The sequence below is a fragment of the Paenibacillus sp. AD87 genome (genome assembly GCF_001659845.1).
Lineage (GTDB): Bacteria > Bacillota > Bacilli > Paenibacillales > Paenibacillaceae > Paenibacillus > Paenibacillus marchantiae.
In genome coordinates, this window is the sequence record NZ_LXQN01000022.1 from 558,006 (window position 1) to 577,395 (window position 19,390).

Consider the following 19,390-nt stretch of genomic DNA (forward strand, 5'->3'; position numbering starts at 1 on the left):
GCGAACTTACGCATCTCTTCTTCTGGTATTAGCTATAAAGGCTTTTTCTTACTTTTCACTAAAATGGACCACTACAGCCAAAACCAGCATGCATTAATCCCCTCAAAATTTATTTTAATTTTAATACTACCAATCCATTCCTTTTAATTACAAATAATGATAGATTAAGAGAGATATAGTATGGATATACATTCCAAAGGAGGATATTAATATTGACTAAATCTATTATTCTACGTTGTGTCTTAACCTGTCTGTTCTTCGTTAGCTCGTTATCTTTGCTATCCATCCCTGCCGGTGCGGAGCAGTCAGCGGCTGCCAATGGGCGCAATCCGATTGTGCTTGTACACGGTATTGGAGGCGCGGGATTTAACTTTGCCAGCATCGAAAGAGCACTAATAAACGAAGGCTATTCCCAAAGTGACCTGTACGCCATCGATTTCCTGGACAAGTCGGGAAACAATGTCACCAATTCACGTCAGTTATCCACCTATATTGATGATGTCCTGCGGAAGACTGGCGCCAGCCAGGTCGATATCATTGCCCATAGCATGGGCGGAGCCAACACCCTGTATTATATCAACAACCTCGGTGGAGGTAAAAATATAGGCAAAGTCATTACACTCGGCTCTCCCAACCGGCTTGTGGCCCAATCGGCACCAAACGGCATTTCATATACTTCCATCTACAGTACGTCGGACTTTATTGTAAATAATACGTTATCCCCTCTGAACGGGGCGAACAATATTCGCATTTTCGGGGTGACCCATATCGGCCTGCTGATTGATCGTGGTGTTCAAAGCCACATCCTCAACGCCTTGAAGTAAAACCAAAATATATAAGAAAGGCAGACCTCCATGAACTGCACCTCCAAGTGATTCGTGTTCAATCATTGGGGTGCAGTTTACATACAGATGCCTGCCTTTAACTATTTTAAATTTACGTTTTTCCTGTGTGTTTCTCTTCGATCTGCTCATTCTATACCACTCGTCTGTTTTACCCGCGCAGTCTGCGGGAACTCAGCGCGTGATGACCATTTTGCAGAAACGTGCTGCGTGTATTTTTCATCAGTTCAATCCGGCGTTCAGCCAGGCGATCCGCAGCAATATACGTTGCGATGCCTTCGGTCCGTGACGTGTCGAAGATTTTCTCCAGATTATTGTAGATCTCCCCAACCTTGCTCCACGCACGATCTGCGTTATAGCCGTTCAGCTCATCCGCAATATTAATTACGCCACCTGCATTGATCACGTAGTCTGGTGCGTATACGATCCCCATTTCATGCAGCTTGTCACCATGACGCGGCTCCAGCAATTGGTTGTTGGCGCAGCCTGCCACTACCTTGGCCTTAAGCTGTTTCAACGTATCGTCATTAATTGTACCGCCCAATGCACATGGAGCATAAATATCACAATCCACTCCAGTAATGTCGGCAGGGTCCACCGCTTTTGCACCGAATTGATCCACAGCCTGTTTCACGGAATCCTTATGGATATCGGTAACGATCAGCTGCGCACCTTCTTCGTACAAATATTTGCACAGACGCATCGCCACGTTGCCCACACCTTGTACAGCCACGGTTTTGCCTTCCAGCAGATCCGTGCCGAATGCTTGCTTCGCTGCGGCCTTTATGCCCCGATATACACCCCAGGCTGTTGCCGGGGAAGGATTACCGGAGGAACCGTAGCTTGGTGATATGCCTGTAACATAGTCGGTTTCCTGATAGATCAGATTCATATCTTCTTCTGTGGTTCCCACATCCTCTGCGGTGACATAACGTCCGTTCAGTCCCTGAATGTATCGGCCAAAAGCCCGGAACATCGCTTCATTTTTGTCACGGCGCGGATCTCCAATAATTACGGCTTTGCCTCCGCCCAGATTCAGTCCGGATACAGCATGTTTATATGTCATTCCCCGCGCAAGGCGCAAGGCATCTTCAATGGCAGCTTCCTCAGAAGCATAGGTCCACATCCGTGTGCCTCCCAGCGCAGGACCGAGTGTTGTATCGTGAATAGCAATAATTGCTTTTAAACCAGAGGCTCTATCCTGGCACAGTACCAGTTCCTCATAATCGTGATGTTCCATTGCATCAAACCAGCTCATGTGTTAACCGTCTCCTCCAACCATTTTTGCGATCAATTCGCCTTCTTCAGTTCGTCTTCCATCCTCTATTGTACCCATGATGATCAAGTTTGTGCAAAACCACATCACGATGTAACAAAAAGACCTTTCTCTCTTCGCAGGGAAAAAGGTTCATTTACTCCAGCATGGAATCGGTAAAAAATCTAGCGACCAGTAATCATGGCACGGTTTCAACCACGTTGATGGGATGCAGATCCCCTCCCACGGCGAATGAAGCTTGACCTGTCTCTTCCGAGACAACCAGCACAACCGCATCCGTCAGCTCACTTAATCCGAGAGCAGCCTTATGCCGTGTGCCAATTTTCCGCTCATGTGCAATGGCCTGTGACAAAGGCAATACATTGCCCGCGGATACAATCTGATTGCCCCGAATCAGCACCGCCCCATCATGCAGAGGTGCACCCGGTATAAAAAGCGATTCCAGCAACGCATGCGTGACTCTGGCATCGACTGCAACCCCTGAGTGGATAATTGGTTCAAGCGGAACTTCCCGTTCAATTACAATGAGCGCACCATATCTGCGATCCGACAAATGCTGTACACTGGCAGTCAGTTCGGCAAATTTCTCCGTGAAGGGAGACAGATAACAATCCAGATAAAAGGAAGACGCCAGCACCTCGATCTGCTTGATCTCGGCCCGAATCTCCGCAAATTGGCCCAGCAGACACACACTGTCATGATCAAAGGTGGATAACGTCTTGTTCATTCGATCTGCCACACGATGGAGGTCCCCTTTGAGTTTCTGCCTCATGGTCGAGCTGTCGCAGTCTGCTTGCCGATTCATCATGGTCTTCCTCCTCACCTTGGCATCTCACTCATCATTCATAATTACCCATACGTTTCCCTCTGCTCCGGGCATTTATGCAAAATAAAGCCTGTCCGCAATCGTGGCGGACAGGCTGATTATCCATATATTTTCTTACTGCTTATCTTACTGAGCTTTGCCGTACGACCCTACCTTAAACGTTGTAGGATCGTACCATTTGTAGCCTGCAGCCGGCGTAGCCCATGGTTCGGTTTGCGGCTCGGTGGATGAAGCCGGCGCTTCAATTGCAAGCAGACTTGTCGGCGTATCCAATGTCAGTCCAGACACCTGAGACAGACTTGTGTAGCTTTCTTTTACTGCAAGCCATTTCACTGTATTCACAAGGAATACACCGTCATTCACTTCTTTGAAGCCATCATACGTTGTTTTGGCAGCACCTGTTTCTTCACGTAGATATTTTGGAGTAGCATCCTCAACAGGTGAGGAGTCGCCGATAAATGCTGCTTTACCTGCCCCGATCTTGGCGATCGCTGCATAGGCTCCTTCAGCTCGTCCGCCGCCATTGTATACGCCCTGATCTACCGCGTTGCCCCATTTGGAAACCCCACTAGGCACATACACCAGACCTTTGGCTTTGTTCGGGTCAATAATGGCAAGCGTGGAACCTGCATGCATAGCTACTGCGCTAACGCCAGTTGTAATGCCGAACGACTGTGAAGGTGCGACGATATCCGTTGCATTAACATCTCCCAATGCATTGTAGCGGAAACGAATACCGAAGTTGGATGCCAACCAGTCCGAACTGGTCATGCCTTGCATAGCTGAAGATTCAGCTTCTGCTGACGACATGCCTTTGGCTGGATTCAAGAATGCACCACGGCGATAGCCGTTGAATACTTCGGAGGAATCCCAGCGGTTTTTGTTCCGGTCTGCGTTATAGTGATCGGCAATAAAGAAGACACTGCCACCATTCTGTACATATTGCAGCAGCGCAGCTTGCTCTGTCGCTTTGAAAGGCACGTTCGCTTCGCCGATAACGAAGACATCATAATCTTTCAATTTATTAAAGGTGATGGCTTGCTCACCGAAGGTATACGGGATGCTGCGATCCAGCTGATCCACGATAAAGCCCGCGTTTCGCAAACCATTCGCAAAGTCCGAAAATGCCCCATCAATAACCCAGTCCGCAGCCCCGGCTGTCTGAGCATGCGTGTTATCGAACAATACTTTCTTCCCTGTACCATCCGGCAGCGTTGTGCCTGGATCAGGATCAGGATTGGTTGTTCCAGAGGAGAGTGCGATTGAGGTAGGATTCTTAACTCCGGCAAAACTGTTATATGCGCCAAGTGTTCCGGTTATGATAACCTTCTGCCCCACAAGATTCGGGTTGGTAGCCAGTCCATATTGCGAGCGGTACGACGCTGGAATCTGCACGTCGAGCAGTTTCGCGTTAGTCTTCTCTGTCGCTGAATCTGCAATCAGGAAGTTAAAATCATTGGCGTAAGGAGATGTAAACTTGGCTGTAAGCGAACCGGTGGCATGTCCAACAATATATCCTTCCACCGTTGCCGTTGCTCCGCCACTCTGGGCAGCGATGGCCTGCGATACCGTAATAGGTGCTGCAGCGGCCTGTACCGGACCTTGTGAACCAGGTTGAAGCAATGCCGTCGCCATCATGATGAAGATCAGGAATGCCCCGATCCAATGCTGCCATATCGCTTTCTTCATACTTGCCTTCTCCTCCTCGTAATTACCTGATAATGGGTTATCCACCTTTAATTTAATCGTTCATATGCTGAATTCCTCTTTCTTTTTGTAAAATGTTTGAAAAAACTTTTGGAAATTCCACCAATTGCCCATACTGGTTAACAAAAGTAACCCAAAGGAGGCCTGTATGATGAAGTTTCTTTTTCTTCTACTCCTACTGATTGTTCCACTGATTATGGTTTTTGTTGCGCTTCGCTCCCGGATGGTTACCCGTGTTTTCCATGTACTTGCCCTGCTATGCTTTTATAGTGCGGCCACTGTCATTGCCGGCGATGTGTACGCTACGAATGCCCATATGACAACGTTCACCACAGAAATTCACCATTTCCTGTTGAATGGATGGTTTCTTTATCCGTCTGCATACCTGGGTGTGTACATTCCCTATGTGCTGTGGATGAGCCTTTTTTCGAAAAAAAGTTGAGTACATTCGAGCCTTGGCATTGCATTTTGACATCGTTCATTGCATAATGATAATATAACTGTGATAATGATTATCATTCTTGAGCCTGTCTCAAGTCTTCTGCCTACTGTACATGACTTAACGATTTTATAGATAAAGGGGAACGAACATCGAATGAATACAACTCTGCAAAAGGCTGATCTGCAGCTTGACGATTATTTGGATCTTCTGAACCTGGCAACCAACCTGGGTGACACCAAATGGCAAAAGGAAATTATCCGCAAGCTGGCTTATACTTATCCCGCAGTTGAATGTAAACAACCACAATAGCATGCCTTATACCTACATAGCTCGTAACCCATTCTTTACACGAATCGGTTATTGGGCTATTTTTGTTTTACTATATAATTGAACTAAACATTTACACGAGAAACGGAGAGGACAGAAAAAAACTGAAGAAGCGGAGCGTTCGCCTTTATCCCCGGATTTTCTCCTTTTAAAAAGGGAATCAAAAAAATCTGGGGATAACAGCGATCGGAAGGTTGTTCTGTCATCGGAGTGGCAAGTGTAAATATTCTTTAGTTCAATTTATATTGGGAGGGAATAGCGATGCAATTGGAGACCGAACGACTCATTATCCGGGAAATTCTGCAGACAGACTGGGAGAGCATACATAGCTACACATCCATGACAGAAGTTACTGAGCATACGGCATGGGGACCGAATACAGAAGAAAATACGCGAGATTATGTGGAATTTGTGCTAAATTCACAGCAAACACAACCACGAGAGGGCTTCGAACTGGCGATATGCTTGAAAAAGGAGGGCATCCTGATCGGCGGTGTTGGCCTTCACATCGAAAAGACGAACGCAGAAATCGGTTATGTGCTCAATCCCGTTTATCAGGGAAAAGGGTACGCTGCCGAAGCAGCCCGAGCGATGCTTGGCTTTGGCTTCAATACACTTGGCGTACACCGTATTTATGCGAAATGCCGCCCGAACAACAAGGCTTCTGAGAAGGTTATGCAGAAGATTGGTATGCAGCGTGAAGGTCTGATGCGAGAGCATTGGTTTTATAAAGGGGAATATCATGATTCGTGTCTATATTCGATTCTTGCAAAGGAATATGTAAGCGCGAATGTTGAACGTTAAGCGTGCCTACAACAAAAAAACATATTAACCACGCCAAAAAGCTGACCCCGAGTAAATCGGACATCAGCTTTTTTGATTTCTCCGTAACGACCCCAATCGCCATCGAAGTACAACCCTATTCAACTTGCTTTCATTACAATCGGCACAGCTCTACCGGGCAGCTTGGAAATGTAGGACATCCGCACATACAGCGTAAGGCTGCCAGGTCACGAATCATCAGCTTTCCATCCATGGTGTCCAGCGTCCCCTGTTCCTTCCATGCTCCCAACATACGCGTTACACTCTCCCGCGTGGCACCAATCATTTCCGATAATTCGGTATGATTCAGCTTCATGTCGAGCACGATGCCATCCGGCGTAATTCTGCCATACGAGTTGCTGGCACGAATGAGCGTCGATGCGAGTGCACCTGCCTTGCCATAGAGCAAGAGGTCACGGAAACGCGACTGGGTGATACGCTGGGCGAGTGCCATCCATTGCAGGAATTTCAAGGCAAGGTCACCGTGTTTGCTGAGTACACTTTCCAAGTCGCTGAGCGAGATGATCCCCAGCTCCCCTTTTTCTGCCATCTCTGCACTGTAGCTATGGGATAATCCGCCGATGCCGCCAAACTCTCCAATCAGATCCCCGGTTTGCTGAATCGATAAAATAATTTCTTTCCCATCCTCAGTCGACTTGGTCAGCTTCACTCTTCCCGAGCGAATGTAGTACAGGTATCCGGCTTCATCGCCTTCCAGAAAGAGACTGTACCCCGACTTTACCCGTTTAGGCTGCATCTTCGTCTCGATCAAGCCCCATTGTTCAGCTGTCACGAACGAAAGGATTCCACCTGTCTCCCGTGTCATCTTGCTCGCCTCCGTCTGTTCTTGTTGTGTCGCCTGGGTTGTTCTTTCTTTAAATACCGTACCCATTACCATCGTCCCCCTCGGTGTTTCCTTATGTATCCATCATACCGCGAATATAGCGTGGGGGTTATCGGGGGATTACCTGAACCTCACGGGGAAACTCCCTGAATTTGCTGTGAGATATATCACACTTATGAGCTACCTTTACGACTCCGCAATCGAAAAAAGCCTTGCCGTTCCTGGACTGAATGCCTGTCCATACACAGGATCAGCAAATTGCAGAACGGAAATAGGGGTTTTCCCTGAATTACAATCCGGAAAAAAGGGGCTACAATAGAAGCAACAGCGAAATACCCTTATTTTAAGATTTCCCTGACCACAGGTTAACGATATTGCTATTGATTACACCGTAACGTACGGTATGATTCCAAAAAAGGAAGTGTCCTCTCATGCATGATGAACTGCCATCTGGCATTCAGGAGATGATCGACGGCCTGCGCCTGAGTACCTCCAGCGATTTTTGCGGACTGGCCTGTCTTTCCGGCGCGATGTTGCGCTGGAAGTATACATCCGGCGCCAGCAACGAACGTGTGAAGCGCATGGAGATGCGTCCCGGACAAGACCTGGTTGGCACAGCGCTTCGGACTGGACGCACCGCTCTATCCGATGCACAATCCATCGGGGAGCATACACCCGGTCGTTGCCCGTTAATGCTTGCGGAGCGGTTGGTATGTGCCATAGCAGTGCCTGTGTTCCAGCAAGGAAGTGTTCCTGGCGCCGTGTTGCTCCTTGGCAGCAGATTACCCTGCACGTTCTCACCGGAGATGGTCCGTCAGACCGAACAGGTCGCTATACAGCTGCAGCCAAAAGTGTACGGATAAAGACAGCTGTCTGGAATACGCTAAAAAGTCTTGTTATTTCCTAATGGGAGTAACAAGACTTTTTTTGATTATGGTTTATTCTTAGTTGGACAAGCGTTAATTAGTCACCTTGCCATCACTCCTCTGTGTACGTCGACGTCTCTCTCACAGATTGATATAATCGAGTCCATACATCGATATGTTCAAGATAGAACATACGGCTAGGAGGCTACAGATATGCTTGTACTGACAAATGCCAGTGTGATTCCTTGGGAAGCTGCACAGCAAACCGGATTTATTTCCATAGAATCTCCTTCCCTGGTGACTTGTACAGCCACGGTGAACTTCCAGTATGGGCAGGTACATGGCGTTTTACATAAAGGCCAGACCCTTTTCCTGTATCCCCCATGCTCCCTGGAGCTTATACATACTCCGGCTTCTGCCTTCACGGTATATCATATCGGCTTTCTGGAATACGGATTAACGAAAGAGTCCCATGAGAAGCGTGTCTATGAACTTACATCAGAGAACTTACCTGCACATGGATCAAAGACTGGAGCCAGTTCACAAGGGCTACGGATCCTTGCCATTATCCAGGAACTTACCGACAAACGTTCAGGCAGCATCATGACTGAAGAAGCCCGATCCCATTTTCTACTGAGTGAGCTGCTTGAGTTGTTCAGGCTGGCTGTTAAACCTGCCACAGAAATGGTGGACAGTGTAATTAGGGATGCTCTTTACTATATTAATCATCACTATGGCGATCATCTCACCCGGGAAGACATTGCCCGCATGACCGGATTTAACGCAAGCTATTTCTCTAGATTTTTTCAAAAACAGGTGGGGCGCAGCTTCCAGGCTCATCTGACCCGAGTTCGGATGGATAAGGCAAAGCAATACCTTCTATCGACACAGGCCACATTGAATGAAATTGCCTTGCTCGTAGGCTATGCTGACGGTTTATATTTAAGCCGCAAGTTTAAGCAGTTCACCGGGATCAGCCCAAGTGAGTATCGATTGCAGCCACGTGCGAGACGGATTGCAACGGTTCAGTATACAGGGGATCTGCTTGCCCTCGGCGTTCAACCCGTTGCAGCCTCCTTTCTTCCCTGGGCCCTTTCTCCATTGATCCAGGATGAGCTGCATGACGTAATTGATCTGGATGAACATGGCGTGGAAGAATCACTGCGCGCTGAACCGATTGATTTGATCATCGCACCGGACTATCTGTACTACTTGCCGCACAAGCTCGAACAACTTGAACGCATATCCCAGGTTATTGTTCTCCCTTGGAATCAACTGGATCGACTGGAGACCGTTCGTCTGATTGGCCGAATTATAGGACGAGAACAGGCAGCAGAAGATTGGATCGAACATTACACAACACGGGCCAGAACCGAATCTGATCGACTAAAGGATTTTATTAAACCCGGAGAAACAGTTGGTTTGTATGAGCTGTGGGAAGATGGCACCATTTGTATCTGGAATGCAACCGCCAGAGCAGCCTATAACGTGTATTATGGACTTCATCTTACTCCGCACCCCAACATCCTCCGTGATGTTCTGGAACCGGACAATCATCAATACATCGAAGAAGATCAATTGGCAGAATATGCAGCAGATCATATGTTTCTTGTTCTTCCGGCACACGAAGGTGGCCTGTATCACGATTCACCAGATAAACTTAGAGAGCGCCCGGGCTGGCGCAAGGTTATGAATAACGGAAATCGTCGCATATACCCTCTCCAGCTGGAACAATTCTGGTGTAATGATGCCTTGTCTCTGGAGAAGCAGCTTGAACTTATGGTAGACATCCTGATTCGGGAGAATAGCGTTAAGGCCAGGTAACATTTGTCCATGCTCAATGGGTCACATTTTGAGATAGACGATACTTGTGCACAAAAGCTACGATACATAGGAGGTTTTATTGAGAAAGATAATCATTATTGATTGGGGAGAAGTAGAATGACAGGGGTTAAATCAAAATGGTGGGCCGGGCTCATAATCCTTTTATTCGTGATAGGAATTATTGGCTGCTCAGGCCAAGCGGAAGAAACGAAAGAAAACAAAGCTTCCGCACCTGCCGTAACAGAAGAACAACCAGCGACAAGCGAAGCAGAAACACAGGTTATATCTACGGTTAACGGAGACGTTGAAATTCCCGTGAATCCTCAACGTATCGTTACGCAAGGTTACCTTGCTGATTTTCTGGCACTTGGTGTCAAGCCTGTAGGCGCACCAGATTATGAGCTGGAAAGCCCATATGTGCTTGATCTCGTTGAGGGCGTGGCAGACATTGGCCGGATTGACGGCGGATCTGTAGAGAAAATTTTGGCACTTCAGCCTGACCTGATCGTTACTGTAGGTGGAGATGAGAAACTGAATGAGCAATATCGTAAAATCGCACCCACACTCATCATCCCTTACGGAACATACGACAATGTCCATGAGGAAATCACCGCTTTTGGTGAAATCATTAACAAACAGAAGGAAGCCCAAGATTGGTTATCGAATTTCGAAATAAAAGTGAAGGCCGCCAAAGAGTCCATTCAAGGAATGGTCAAAGAAGGCACAACCTTCTCCAACTTCAGCCTGTTCGGCAAAGAATGGTACATCAACGGGGATGGTGTCAATCGCGGTGGACAAGCCATCTATCAACAGCTTGGACTGAAAGCACCAGACATTGTACAGAAAGAGCTCATTGATCAGGATAAAGATACCGTAGCGATATCCGAGGAAAAGCTGGCAGATTACGCAGGTGACTATATCTTCCTGGATTTGTCCAACGGAGGTTCACTGGATGAGGGTTCAGCGGTCTGGTCATCCCTGGATGCCGTGAAGAACAATCGCGTGTTCAAGCTTGACGGAGAACGCTTCTGGCCCTATGATCCACTTGCCGTGGAAGCACAGGTTCAGGAAATTGCAGACATGATTAAGGAGCGTTTCGGTAAAACAGAGAACTAAAGTTTAATTCCTCTTGTCCGATATACAGAGAAAAGAAGCTATTCAGAGATTCCCCTCTGAATGGCTTTCTTTTTTGGTATGATAAAGAGAGAACTGTGGAACCGGACAGGAGGAAAATGATGTGATTCAATTATTAGTTGTCGACGATCATGTAGTTGTACGCTCCGGGCTGATCGCCCTGCTCGACGGAAAGAATGATATACATATTGTTGGAGACGCGGCCGATGGGGATGAAGCTATTGCCAAGGCACAAGAACTGAAGCCGGATGTGGTCTTAATGGATTTCAGCATGCCGCCAGGCAAAGACGGTCTGACCGCTACTGCTGAATTGAAGAAATTGATGCCGGATGTCTCCATTTTGATACTAACCATGCATGACGATGAAGAATATCTGTTCCGCGCCATCCACGCGGGAGCATCCGGATATATTCTCAAGAGCGCGCCGCATGAAGAATTGCTTGCCGCTATTCGTTCCGTAGCAGAGGGTAGCGCCTATCTGTACCCGAGTGCGACCAAGCGGCTGATGAGTGAATACCTGGACAAAGCGAAGCAGGAGAACGCTGGACCGTATGACACGTTATCCGAACGAGAGAAAGAGATATTGTCCTGGATTGCCAAGGGTTATGCCAACAAGGAAATCGCTGAACATCTGGTGATCAGTGTCAAAACGGTCGAATCCCACAAAAGCAATCTGATGGAGAAGCTCGGCCTTCGAACCAGACCGGAACTGGTGAAGTTTGCGATGAAAAAGGGGTTGCTTAACTTTGAGTAGCACACGTAAAAACAGACTTAGCGGATTTGCCGACCAGCCTGTGCGTCAGTTATTAGAGGAAATCGACAGTCACATTACAGATACTGAATTTCGCAGCAGACTGAAAGGTTCCCTGCATCAGCTCAGTGATCTGAAGTTTGCCCTGGATGAGTCGTCCATTGTAGCCCTCACGGACCGCAAAGGAAAGATCCAGTATGTAAACGATAAGTTTTGCGAAATCTCACAATATAATCGGGAAGAATTAATCGGCCAGGATCATCGGATCATTAATTCGGGTTATCACGGCAAGAACTTTATGAAAAACCTGTGGGAAACCATCTCTTCCGGACGAGTGTGGAACGGAGAGATTCGTAATCGTGCCAGGGATGGCAGCCATTATTGGGTGAATACAACGATTGTGCCTTTTCTCGATAACGATGGTGAGCCCTATCAGTATTTGGCTGTTCGTAGTGAGGTAACCAAGTTGAAGCGGGTCGAAGCTGAGATACAGACGATGATGACCCAGGTCATGAACATTCAGGAAGAGGAGCGGCGTCGCATCTCCCGTGAGCTGCATGACGGCATTGGACAGAGTCTCTTCTCTCTTGTCATTCAGATGGATCGTCTGTTGGCGGACCAACCTCAATCTGGTGTGGAAGCACTGCGGAAGCAAGTTACGGGCATTATGGAGGATGTACGCGGCATGGCATGGGAGCTGAGACCCTCCGTACTGGATGACCTTGGTGTCGTTCCGGCCATTCGCACGTATATCGAGAACTACACCCGGCACTACGGGATTGAAGTGGAGCTGGAATGTAATCTGCGGAAACGACTGGAGATGAACCGGGAGATCGCCATGTATCGCATTATCCAGGAGGCGTTAACCAATGTAGCCAAGTACGCCGATGTGTCAGAAGCACATGTGACGGTGGAAGATTCGGAAGAGGCAACCGTTGTTAAGATCGTGGACCAAGGTGCAGGGTTCAACAGTACGACGGCTGGTAACGGTGTTGGTCTATTTAGCATGGAGGAGCGAGCTCGTGGAGCCGGAGGTACACTTGTAGTATCTTCGGAGCCTGGCGAAGGAACTGTAGTTACCTTTTGTCTACCCAAAACTGTTCATTAAGTCGCTTTAACCTGTACTTTATATAGAAGACTGTTTACGGATGTGTTCCGTGAACAGTCTCTTTTTCGATCCATGCCTGCATCCTGCTCCCATTTATCATCTCTGATTGGTAAAAATGACAAAATGAAAGCTCTGAATCGGATAAATTCAACATTTACAATAAATATATTGACTCCAATTACGATTCGTCATTAAAATATGAATGCTGCATACAAATTGTACGTAGATCCTATCATAATTTTTTATTCTATATAGTTAAAAAAAAGGATGGTCAATCATGTCAGAGAAACGCTCCTCCAAAGGTGTAGAAATCCCGCAAATGCACAATCTGGATGCAATCGATCGTAAAATCATTGCCGCTCTTCACCAAAATAGCCGGATATCCTACACCGATCTGGGTGCACAGATCGGTTTGTCCCGTGTGGCCGTTCAGGCCCGCATTAATGCCTTATCCGAAAAGGGAATCATTGAACGCTTCACCGTGGTTATCAATCCGGGCAAAGTTGGACTTCAGGTCTCTGCCTTTTTCAATGTCGATGTAGAACCGCTATTCCTGGATGAAGTGGCCGCGAAACTGGACGAAGAACCCGCAGTAACCAGCCTCTATCATATGACAGGCCCGAGTACCCTGCACATGCATGGTATTTTTGCAGATATGGAAGAGATGGAGCAGTTCCTGCTGGAGAAGCTCTACAAGATGCCAGGCATCGTCAAGGTAGAATCACAGCTGTTGTTAAAACGATATAAAAGCCGAATGGGCATGAGACTCTAGGAGGAAATCAGCATGAGTTGGAAAGATTACAACGGTCTCGTCATTGGGATGGTACGAACCGGAATTTTGGGATATGGCGGCGGCCCCTCGGTTATTCCACTGATCCGTTATGAAGCCGTTACCCGCTATAAGTGGGTGAGCGATGATGAGTTTGGCGAGATTTTGGCCATTGCCAACGCTCTGCCTGGTCCCATTGCTACCAAGATGGCCGCGTATCTCGGGTATAAAACGAAGGGCGTGCTGGGTGCTATTGTGTCCGTCCTGGCCCATATTTTGCCGACGAGCATCGCCATCATTGCGCTGCTTGGTTCCATGTACGCGCTGCGCGAATCGAAAATCGTAGCAGGCATGGTCGCAGCTGTTCGCCCGGTCATTTTTGTCATGCTCGGCATGATGGCATACGAATTCGCCAAGAAAGCATGGAAGGGACTCGGTACAACCTTTGCCGCCCTGTTCGGTGTCCTTGCATTTGTACTGCTGCAGCTGCTGGATATTCACCCCGGTATTGTGATTGCCGTATTCCTCGGATATGGCGTCTTCCATCTGGATGTGGTCCAGCGTTTCAAATCCAAACGCAATTCCGACAAGGGGGTGTCCTAAGCGATGCTTCAGACATGGTGGGAATTGTTTTGGGGATTTTTTGTAGCCAATACCTTGGGTTACGGGGGCGGCCCCGCCTCCATTCCGTTAATGCAGGAGGAAGTGGTCAACCACTACAAGTGGATGACCACCGAGCAATTCGGTGATGTACTCGCCATCGGTAATGCACTTCCCGGTCCGATAGCGACCAAAATTGCCGCCTTTGTCGGTTATCAGGTGGCTGGCTGGTTTGGTGCATTCATCGCCAGTTTTGCCACCGTTGTACCTTCTGCTGTCGCGTTAATTCTGCTGCTTCGTTTACTGAACAAGCATCGCACTTCACCAAAGGTGAAAGGGATGACGTTGCTCGTACAACCGGTTATTGCTGTACTTATGATCTTACTTACATGGGAATTCGGTCAGGTATCCACCAATTCCATCGGCATTTGGCAGACATTGATCATTGCAGGGATCTCGCTTTGGGTCATGACCAAGACCAAGCTGCATCCAGCCATCCTCATCGTCATTGCTTTTGCATACGGAGCGTTGGTTCTGTCTCATACGATGTAATTCATTGATTATTTAGATTCGGGGAACGTCTTGGAACATTGTGTTTTTATATCCAGTATGGATATATGCACAAGTGCCGGGCCGTTTCCTTTTTGTATTGTTAGTTCTTTTGTGTTTTCCCATAAAAAAAACGGTGATGCCAGCATTTAAGCTGTCATCACCGTACATAAAATTGCTTGTTTTACCTTCGTACTTGAAGATATTATTTCGCTTCAACGACTACAGTTACTTTGGTTTTCACACCTGCATAAGTTACAGTAATGGTTGCCTTACCCTTGCCATTGGCCTGGATTATTCCATCCTTCACCGATGCTGTCGCTATACGGGAAGATTTCCACAGTGCCGGCTTGGATACGTTCGCTTCGCTGCCATCGGCATACGTTGCTGTAGCAACCAGAGTTGCTTTGTCACCAGGCTTCATGGTCAGGGTTACTTTATCGGTTTGCAAATATTTCAGTGTATCTACATCGACTGCAATGGTTACCGTCTTGCTGCCGTACTTCGCTGTAATTTTTGCTTTACCTGAACCTGTCGCTTTTACTTTACCTTTGGTTACCTGAGCTACTTTGTAGCTGTTGGTTTTCCATTCCGCTTTGTCCGTGACATCACGCTCACTGCCATCGCTCAGATATGCGGTAACCGTAAGATCAGCGGAATCACCGGTTTTCAGGGAAAGAGCCGGTTCCGATGCTTCAATGCGTGAAATAACGTCCACTTCTACCTGAATGGTTACTTTGTTGGAACCATATTCAGCCGTGATATTGGCTTTACCGCTGCTGTTGGCAGTGATAACCCCTTTTTTCACGTCGGCTACGCGGGAATTGCTTGATTTCCATGTTGCATCGGATGAAACATCCTTGGTCAAGCCATCTTCGTCCGTTGCTGTGAGTACGATTTGCTGTGTTTCCTTGGAGGACAACACCACAAAGTTCACATCTGCCTCCAGCCCACTAGCCATGCCTACTTCAACAGGCAGAGTTAACGTTTTACCTTCAATTTTGGCTGTGATGGTTACTTTACCTGTTGCAATACCCGTCACGACACCTTTGCTGTCCACTTCAGCGAGTTTCTCACTGCTGCTGCTCCAATCCGCATCTTCGGATACGTCTTTGGATGTATCACCATATACGGCCAATACTTTCACAGATAATGTACCACCAATGGCTACAGAACCTTTTTTCTTGTCCATTTCATACTTGTCTGGAACGTCTACATTCACTGTGAATTTAACGGTTTTGCCGCCGTATGCCGCAGTGATGGTCGCTGTTCCCGATTTATAAGCAATCAACTCGCCGCCAGATACATATACAACATCCGCATTGCTGGATGTCCAAGTTGCTTTGGAAGTTACGTTTTCTGTACTTGCATCAATATATTCTGCATTGGCTACCAGTTTCTTGGTTTTGTTATCACCTGTAACACTCATGGCCAGTTTATCTTCGACACCCGCAATATCCAGATATCTTGCTGTATCAACGTCAACCGTGATTTCCACTGTTTTGCCGCTATACGTTGCCTTAATTGTCGTAGAACCCGCACCAATCGCTGTAACTTGTCCCTTGAATACCGTCGCTACCTTCTCGTTGCTGGATGTCCATGTCGCTTGATCCGTTACATTTACATCAGCGCTATTCGGGTAAGAGGCAGTCAATACTACATTTGCCGTTTTATTGGACTCGCTCAAACGGAAGAAAATGCTCTGTTTCTCCACACTCAGTTTGCTTGTCAGATCAACATCCACATCTACGGATACGGATTTCGTTCCGTATTTGGCTGTAATCTTAGCAGAACCTGCGGAGTATCCTGTAATTTCACCTTTTAATACATCTGCTACTTTTTCATTACTTGACGTCCACTCTGCCAGATCGGTTACATCTTTGGTTGTGCCATCTGGATAGGTGGCTGTCAACTTAACACTCTCGCTTTTGTTCAACAGCAGATTGACCTGCTTCTTGTCCACATCTACACGTTTAACAACTTCGACATTAACATCCACAGTCACGCTTTGACTGCCGACTTTACCTGTGATGACAGCTGTACCGGCGCTTTGTCCAGTAACTTTACCATTCACAACCGTTGCCACTTTCTCGTCATCGGATGACCATTCAGCTACTTTGGATGCATCTGCATTCGTCGTATTATCACTGTAAGTTGCTGTCAAAATAATGTCTTTGCTATCCCCTGTGCGCAAGTCCAGGGACTGCACGTTTTTGGAAAGGGCTTTAACCTTTTTGGTTACATTCACCTGAACCGTTTGACTCTGAGACAGATACGACGTTGTAATGGTTGCCGTACCTTCCTTTTTGGCAGTAATGGCACCATTATATACAGTCGCTATCGAAGTATCACTGCTACTCCAGGAAGAACTGATGGTTACGTTAGCCGATGTATTGTCGGTATATACTCCTGTCACCGTAACCGAACTGGAATCACCCACTTCGAGCGACAGCTCATTTTTGGAAACTACAATTTTGGACAGTTCTTTATCTGCCGCAGCGGCCAAGCCTACGTTGGAAATACTCAGCACCAATACCAGCATCATCACCATGTACTTGGTCAATCTTGGCTTTAACATCATTTCCCCCCGATTCTTTTCATTTTGTTCCTTAGTTTAATGTCGGCAAGTTCTTTCCAGATGTTTAGACTTTCAGGGAATTTTCAGGGGATTTCGTGGAAATTCATTCATCCGAACTACCGATTTCCAAATGATTCATACCCGCAAATATTACGCATAACCTATGTATAGTCACTTTTTGAATTCATTTTTATATGATCGGGGGAGAAACATGAGTCAGCCTTTTGACTACAAAGGATATTGGGAACAAACGTATAGCTCAGGCGAGACATCCGGAAGGGGTTCGTATGGCGTACTGGCTGAATTCAAGGCAGAGGTGGTAAATGGACTGATTCAGCGTGAGGGTATTTCCAGCGTCATTGAATTTGGATGCGGGGATGGCAATCAACTGCAATATATGAACTATAATACGTATCTGGGTGTCGATGTAGCCGGCTCGTCGGTGCGTCTATGCGCCTCCAAGTTTGCTAACGATACCTCCAAAAGTTTCATGTTATATACACCAGGTCTATGGATTAACCGCGGTTTCCTGCAAGCTGATCTCACCGTCTGTCTGGATGTGCTCTATCATATTACGGATGAAACGGATTTTCGCAATACTCTCTACGACATTCTGCACTCTTCGTCAGCGTGGGTTGTGTTGTACACTCGTTTGAAAGAAAACGGTAACCCAGGGGTTAGCACCATTCAGGACCGAAATATTTTTGATTATCTGTTCGACTATCCCGAATTCAAAGTACATGAAATTATTCCTCAGCGATATCCCGACCAGTCCTCGGCCGACTTTGTCATCTTAAGACGCACACCCGGCAACGAAAATAAATCGGTCTGAGACCAAGGGTGTGCTCCGCCTCCAAGACAGGAATACCCTTTCCCACTAGGAGGCAGGCACACTCGAACGGCTGTATGGTGGGTCGCCTACTCATGCAACTCACGCATACTCGCCGCTTGAAATGTGACATTCCTGATTCTCATTTCTCTAAAATAAACCCGGACGGCCACGCAGCTTCGCCAGCGCCTCCATATAGAAATAATCACCATATATAATCGGTACATTCAAGCCACGACCCTCTGGGTAATGCACCGTGCCCTGCATGATTAGACCTTCTTCCGCTGCCGTCTCACCGGAGCTGTAGGTCTCATGCAGCCCGCGGAGGATACGCTCTGCCGCGTCTGCATATTCCTCGCCGCGCGGTGACAGCTTCGCCAGCTCCAACAGGCCGCTTGCGGCAATCGCCGAAGCGGACGAGTCCCACGCCACCTGATGCTCGGCAGGTGCGCGAAAATCCCACACCGGCACGATCTCTTCGCCAAGCATGGCGAGGAAGAAATCGGCCGCCCGCTCCGCTGTCTCCAGATAGCGGGCTTCGCCCGTATACCGGAAAGACAGCGCAAACCCGTGCAACGCCCAGGCGGTGCCCCGCGCCCAGGCCGAACCTGGCGCATGGCCCTGCCCGCCATGCTCCTGCAGCTTCTGCCCCGTGAGTGGATCGAACTCCACCACGTGGCAGATGGACCCGTCAGCGCGGACGAATTCGCGCGCCACGGTGTCCGCATGCGCTTCCGCCAGACAGCGGAAGCGAGGGTCGCCGCTCTGCTCGGATGCCCAGTAGAGCAGCGGCAGATTCATCATGCTGTCAATGATGGCTACGCCGCGCGTATCCATGGTTGACGAGCTGAAGTTCCAGGCGCGGATGAATTCACCGCGCACGTTAAAGCGGGCAGCGAGCAGATTGGCGGCGAGCATTCCCCGCCGCCGGCCATCTGCGCTGCCGGTCTGGCGGTAGTTGGCTACGCCACTAAGTAGCCAGATGAACCCAAGATCGTGATCCACTGATTCGGGATCACGCAGACAACCTTCCAATTGCCGTTCACAACTTTCGGCAATGCGGGATAACGGAGCGACAGCTTCGTCTTCCGGCGACTCGCCATAGACAAGCCATAACAGCCCCGGCCAGAAGCCGGCGGTCCACCATTCGGGATCATTCCGGTCATACATGCCCTGCGGGGCGGTGTGCGGAAATGTATCCTTGATGCGCTTCGCGTTGCGAATCGTTTTGGCCGCTCCTTGCCGCCATGCTTCCTCCAGCCATTTTACTGATGTTGATGTATTCATAAACCTATC

19 protein-coding genes are annotated in these 19,390 nt (G+C 48.0%); 13 read left to right on the forward strand and 6 right to left on the reverse strand.

Going from position 1 to position 19,390, the window contains the following annotated elements:
- The first annotated feature begins 212 nt into the window (after positions 1-212).
- Positions 213-824, forward strand: a complete 612-nt coding sequence (locus gpAD87_RS30670; RefSeq protein ID WP_064642770.1) for an esterase/lipase family protein — start codon at positions 213-215, stop codon at positions 822-824.
- A 169-nt stretch (positions 825-993) separates the two neighbouring features.
- Here gpAD87_RS30670 and gpAD87_RS30675 read toward each other — a convergent pair whose 3' ends face one another.
- From gpAD87_RS30675 to gpAD87_RS30685, 3 genes are all read right to left on the reverse strand, one after another.
- Positions 994-2,100, reverse strand: coding sequence for a Glu/Leu/Phe/Val family dehydrogenase (locus gpAD87_RS30675; protein ID WP_064642772.1), 1,107 nt, complete (start codon positions 2,098-2,100; stop codon positions 994-996).
- Positions 2,101-2,296: 196 nt separating this feature from the next.
- Complete coding sequence (gene cdaS / locus gpAD87_RS30680) at positions 2,297-2,926, reverse strand: sporulation-specific diadenylate cyclase CdaS (protein WP_064642774.1); 630 nt, start codon at positions 2,924-2,926, stop codon at positions 2,297-2,299.
- Between the two features lie 144 nt (positions 2,927-3,070).
- A complete protein-coding gene (locus gpAD87_RS30685; RefSeq protein WP_064642962.1) occupies positions 3,071-4,582 on the reverse strand; it encodes a DUF6359 domain-containing protein in 1,512 nt (503 codons plus the stop codon).
- A 217-nt stretch (positions 4,583-4,799) separates the two neighbouring features.
- On the opposite strand from gpAD87_RS30685, the gene gpAD87_RS30690 reads away from it, so the two are divergent.
- The 3 genes from gpAD87_RS30690 to gpAD87_RS30695 all read left to right on the forward strand — a co-directional run bounded on the left by gpAD87_RS30690 (position 4,800) and on the right by gpAD87_RS30695 (position 6,224).
- Entirely contained in the window at positions 4,800-5,093 is a 294-nt protein-coding gene (locus gpAD87_RS30690) for a hypothetical protein (protein ID WP_157258621.1), read from the forward strand.
- Between the two features lie 153 nt (positions 5,094-5,246).
- Positions 5,247-5,402 (forward strand): hypothetical protein, encoded by a 156-nt coding sequence (locus tag gpAD87_RS32380; protein ID WP_162842450.1) that lies wholly within the window; start codon positions 5,247-5,249, stop codon positions 5,400-5,402.
- A gap of 279 nt (positions 5,403-5,681) precedes the next feature.
- The gene (locus gpAD87_RS30695) at positions 5,682-6,224 is read left to right on the forward strand and encodes a GNAT family N-acetyltransferase (protein WP_064642779.1); all 543 of its coding nucleotides are present in this window, start codon (positions 5,682-5,684) and stop codon (positions 6,222-6,224) included.
- A gap of 133 nt (positions 6,225-6,357) precedes the next feature.
- Here gpAD87_RS30695 and gpAD87_RS30700 read toward each other — a convergent pair whose 3' ends face one another.
- Complete coding sequence (locus gpAD87_RS30700) at positions 6,358-7,134, reverse strand: Crp/Fnr family transcriptional regulator (RefSeq protein WP_231952959.1); 777 nt, start codon at positions 7,132-7,134, stop codon at positions 6,358-6,360.
- 383 nt (positions 7,135-7,517) lie between these two features.
- Between gpAD87_RS30700 and gpAD87_RS30705 the strand changes: the two genes are divergently transcribed.
- The 8 genes from gpAD87_RS30705 to gpAD87_RS30740 all read left to right on the forward strand — a co-directional run bounded on the left by gpAD87_RS30705 (position 7,518) and on the right by gpAD87_RS30740 (position 14,690).
- Complete coding sequence (locus gpAD87_RS30705; RefSeq protein WP_063566294.1) at positions 7,518-7,949, forward strand: GAF domain-containing protein; 432 nt, start codon at positions 7,518-7,520, stop codon at positions 7,947-7,949.
- Positions 7,950-8,165: 216 nt separating this feature from the next.
- Entirely contained in the window at positions 8,166-9,776 is a 1,611-nt protein-coding gene (locus gpAD87_RS30710) for a helix-turn-helix domain-containing protein (protein WP_064642781.1), read from the forward strand.
- A 168-nt stretch (positions 9,777-9,944) separates the two neighbouring features.
- Entirely contained in the window at positions 9,945-10,892 is a 948-nt protein-coding gene (locus gpAD87_RS30715) for an ABC transporter substrate-binding protein (RefSeq protein WP_197521574.1), read from the forward strand.
- Positions 10,893-11,013: 121 nt separating this feature from the next.
- The gene (locus gpAD87_RS30720) at positions 11,014-11,664 is read left to right on the forward strand and encodes a response regulator (RefSeq protein ID WP_053780067.1); all 651 of its coding nucleotides are present in this window, start codon (positions 11,014-11,016) and stop codon (positions 11,662-11,664) included.
- Positions 11,657-12,769 (forward strand): PAS domain-containing sensor histidine kinase, encoded by a 1,113-nt coding sequence (locus gpAD87_RS30725; RefSeq protein ID WP_064642786.1) that lies wholly within the window; start codon positions 11,657-11,659, stop codon positions 12,767-12,769. The genes gpAD87_RS30720 and gpAD87_RS30725 overlap by 8 nt, the downstream gene beginning before the upstream one ends.
- 277 nt (positions 12,770-13,046) lie before the next feature.
- Positions 13,047-13,541, forward strand: coding sequence for an Lrp/AsnC family transcriptional regulator (locus tag gpAD87_RS30730; RefSeq protein ID WP_064642788.1), 495 nt, complete (start codon positions 13,047-13,049; stop codon positions 13,539-13,541).
- Positions 13,542-13,553: 12 nt separating this feature from the next.
- Positions 13,554-14,141 carry a chromate transporter gene (locus tag gpAD87_RS30735; RefSeq protein ID WP_064642790.1) on the forward strand — a complete coding sequence of 196 codons (588 nt, stop codon included), beginning with the start codon at positions 13,554-13,556 and terminating at the stop codon, positions 14,139-14,141.
- A gap of 3 nt (positions 14,142-14,144) precedes the next feature.
- Positions 14,145-14,690, forward strand: coding sequence for a chromate transporter (locus gpAD87_RS30740; RefSeq protein WP_064642792.1), 546 nt, complete (start codon positions 14,145-14,147; stop codon positions 14,688-14,690).
- Between the two features lie 202 nt (positions 14,691-14,892).
- Here gpAD87_RS30740 and gpAD87_RS30745 read toward each other — a convergent pair whose 3' ends face one another.
- Positions 14,893-17,232: an Ig-like domain-containing protein gene (locus tag gpAD87_RS30745; RefSeq protein WP_231952960.1), complete on the reverse strand. Its 2,340-nt coding sequence runs from the start codon at positions 17,230-17,232 to the stop codon at positions 14,893-14,895.
- A 244-nt stretch (positions 17,233-17,476) separates the two neighbouring features.
- Here gpAD87_RS30745 and gpAD87_RS30750 point away from each other — a divergent pair, with 244 nt between their 5' ends.
- Positions 17,477-18,097: a class I SAM-dependent methyltransferase gene (locus tag gpAD87_RS30750; protein WP_064642796.1), complete on the forward strand. Its 621-nt coding sequence runs from the start codon at positions 17,477-17,479 to the stop codon at positions 18,095-18,097.
- A 147-nt stretch (positions 18,098-18,244) separates the two neighbouring features.
- On the opposite strand, the gene gpAD87_RS30755 is transcribed toward gpAD87_RS30750, so the two are convergent.
- Positions 18,245-19,381 carry a glycoside hydrolase family 88 protein gene (locus tag gpAD87_RS30755; protein WP_064642798.1) on the reverse strand — a complete coding sequence of 379 codons (1,137 nt, stop codon included), beginning with the start codon at positions 19,379-19,381 and terminating at the stop codon, positions 18,245-18,247.
- Positions 19,382-19,390: the final 9 nt, after the last annotated feature.

Bases quoted from the DNA above. Each gene is read 5' to 3' on its own strand.
- gpAD87_RS30675 (WP_064642772.1), bottom strand. From the start codon at position 2,100: ATGAGCTGGTTTGATGCAATGGAACATCACGATTATGAGGAACTGGTA.
- cdaS (WP_064642774.1), bottom strand. From the start codon at position 2,926: ATGATGAATCGGCAAGCAGACTGCGACAGCTCGACCATGAGGCAGAAA.
- gpAD87_RS30685 (WP_064642962.1), bottom strand. From the start codon at position 4,582: ATGATGGCGACGGCATTGCTTCAACCTGGTTCACAAGGTCCGGTACAG.
- gpAD87_RS30690 (WP_157258621.1), top strand. From the start codon at position 4,800: ATGATGAAGTTTCTTTTTCTTCTACTCCTACTGATTGTTCCACTGATT.
- gpAD87_RS32380 (WP_162842450.1), top strand. From the start codon at position 5,247: ATGAATACAACTCTGCAAAAGGCTGATCTGCAGCTTGACGATTATTTG.
- gpAD87_RS30695 (WP_064642779.1), top strand. From the start codon at position 5,682: ATGCAATTGGAGACCGAACGACTCATTATCCGGGAAATTCTGCAGACA.
- gpAD87_RS30700 (WP_231952959.1), bottom strand. From the start codon at position 7,134: ATGGGTACGGTATTTAAAGAAAGAACAACCCAGGCGACACAACAAGAA.
- gpAD87_RS30705 (WP_063566294.1), top strand. From the start codon at position 7,518: ATGCATGATGAACTGCCATCTGGCATTCAGGAGATGATCGACGGCCTG.
- gpAD87_RS30710 (WP_064642781.1), top strand. From the start codon at position 8,166: ATGCTTGTACTGACAAATGCCAGTGTGATTCCTTGGGAAGCTGCACAG.
- gpAD87_RS30730 (WP_064642788.1), top strand. From the start codon at position 13,047: ATGTCAGAGAAACGCTCCTCCAAAGGTGTAGAAATCCCGCAAATGCAC.
- gpAD87_RS30735 (WP_064642790.1), top strand. From the start codon at position 13,554: ATGAGTTGGAAAGATTACAACGGTCTCGTCATTGGGATGGTACGAACC.
- gpAD87_RS30740 (WP_064642792.1), top strand. From the start codon at position 14,145: ATGCTTCAGACATGGTGGGAATTGTTTTGGGGATTTTTTGTAGCCAAT.
- gpAD87_RS30745 (WP_231952960.1), bottom strand. From the start codon at position 17,232: ATGATGCTGGTATTGGTGCTGAGTATTTCCAACGTAGGCTTGGCCGCT.
- gpAD87_RS30750 (WP_064642796.1), top strand. From the start codon at position 17,477: ATGAGTCAGCCTTTTGACTACAAAGGATATTGGGAACAAACGTATAGC.
- gpAD87_RS30755 (WP_064642798.1), bottom strand. From the start codon at position 19,381: ATGAATACATCAACATCAGTAAAATGGCTGGAGGAAGCATGGCGGCAA.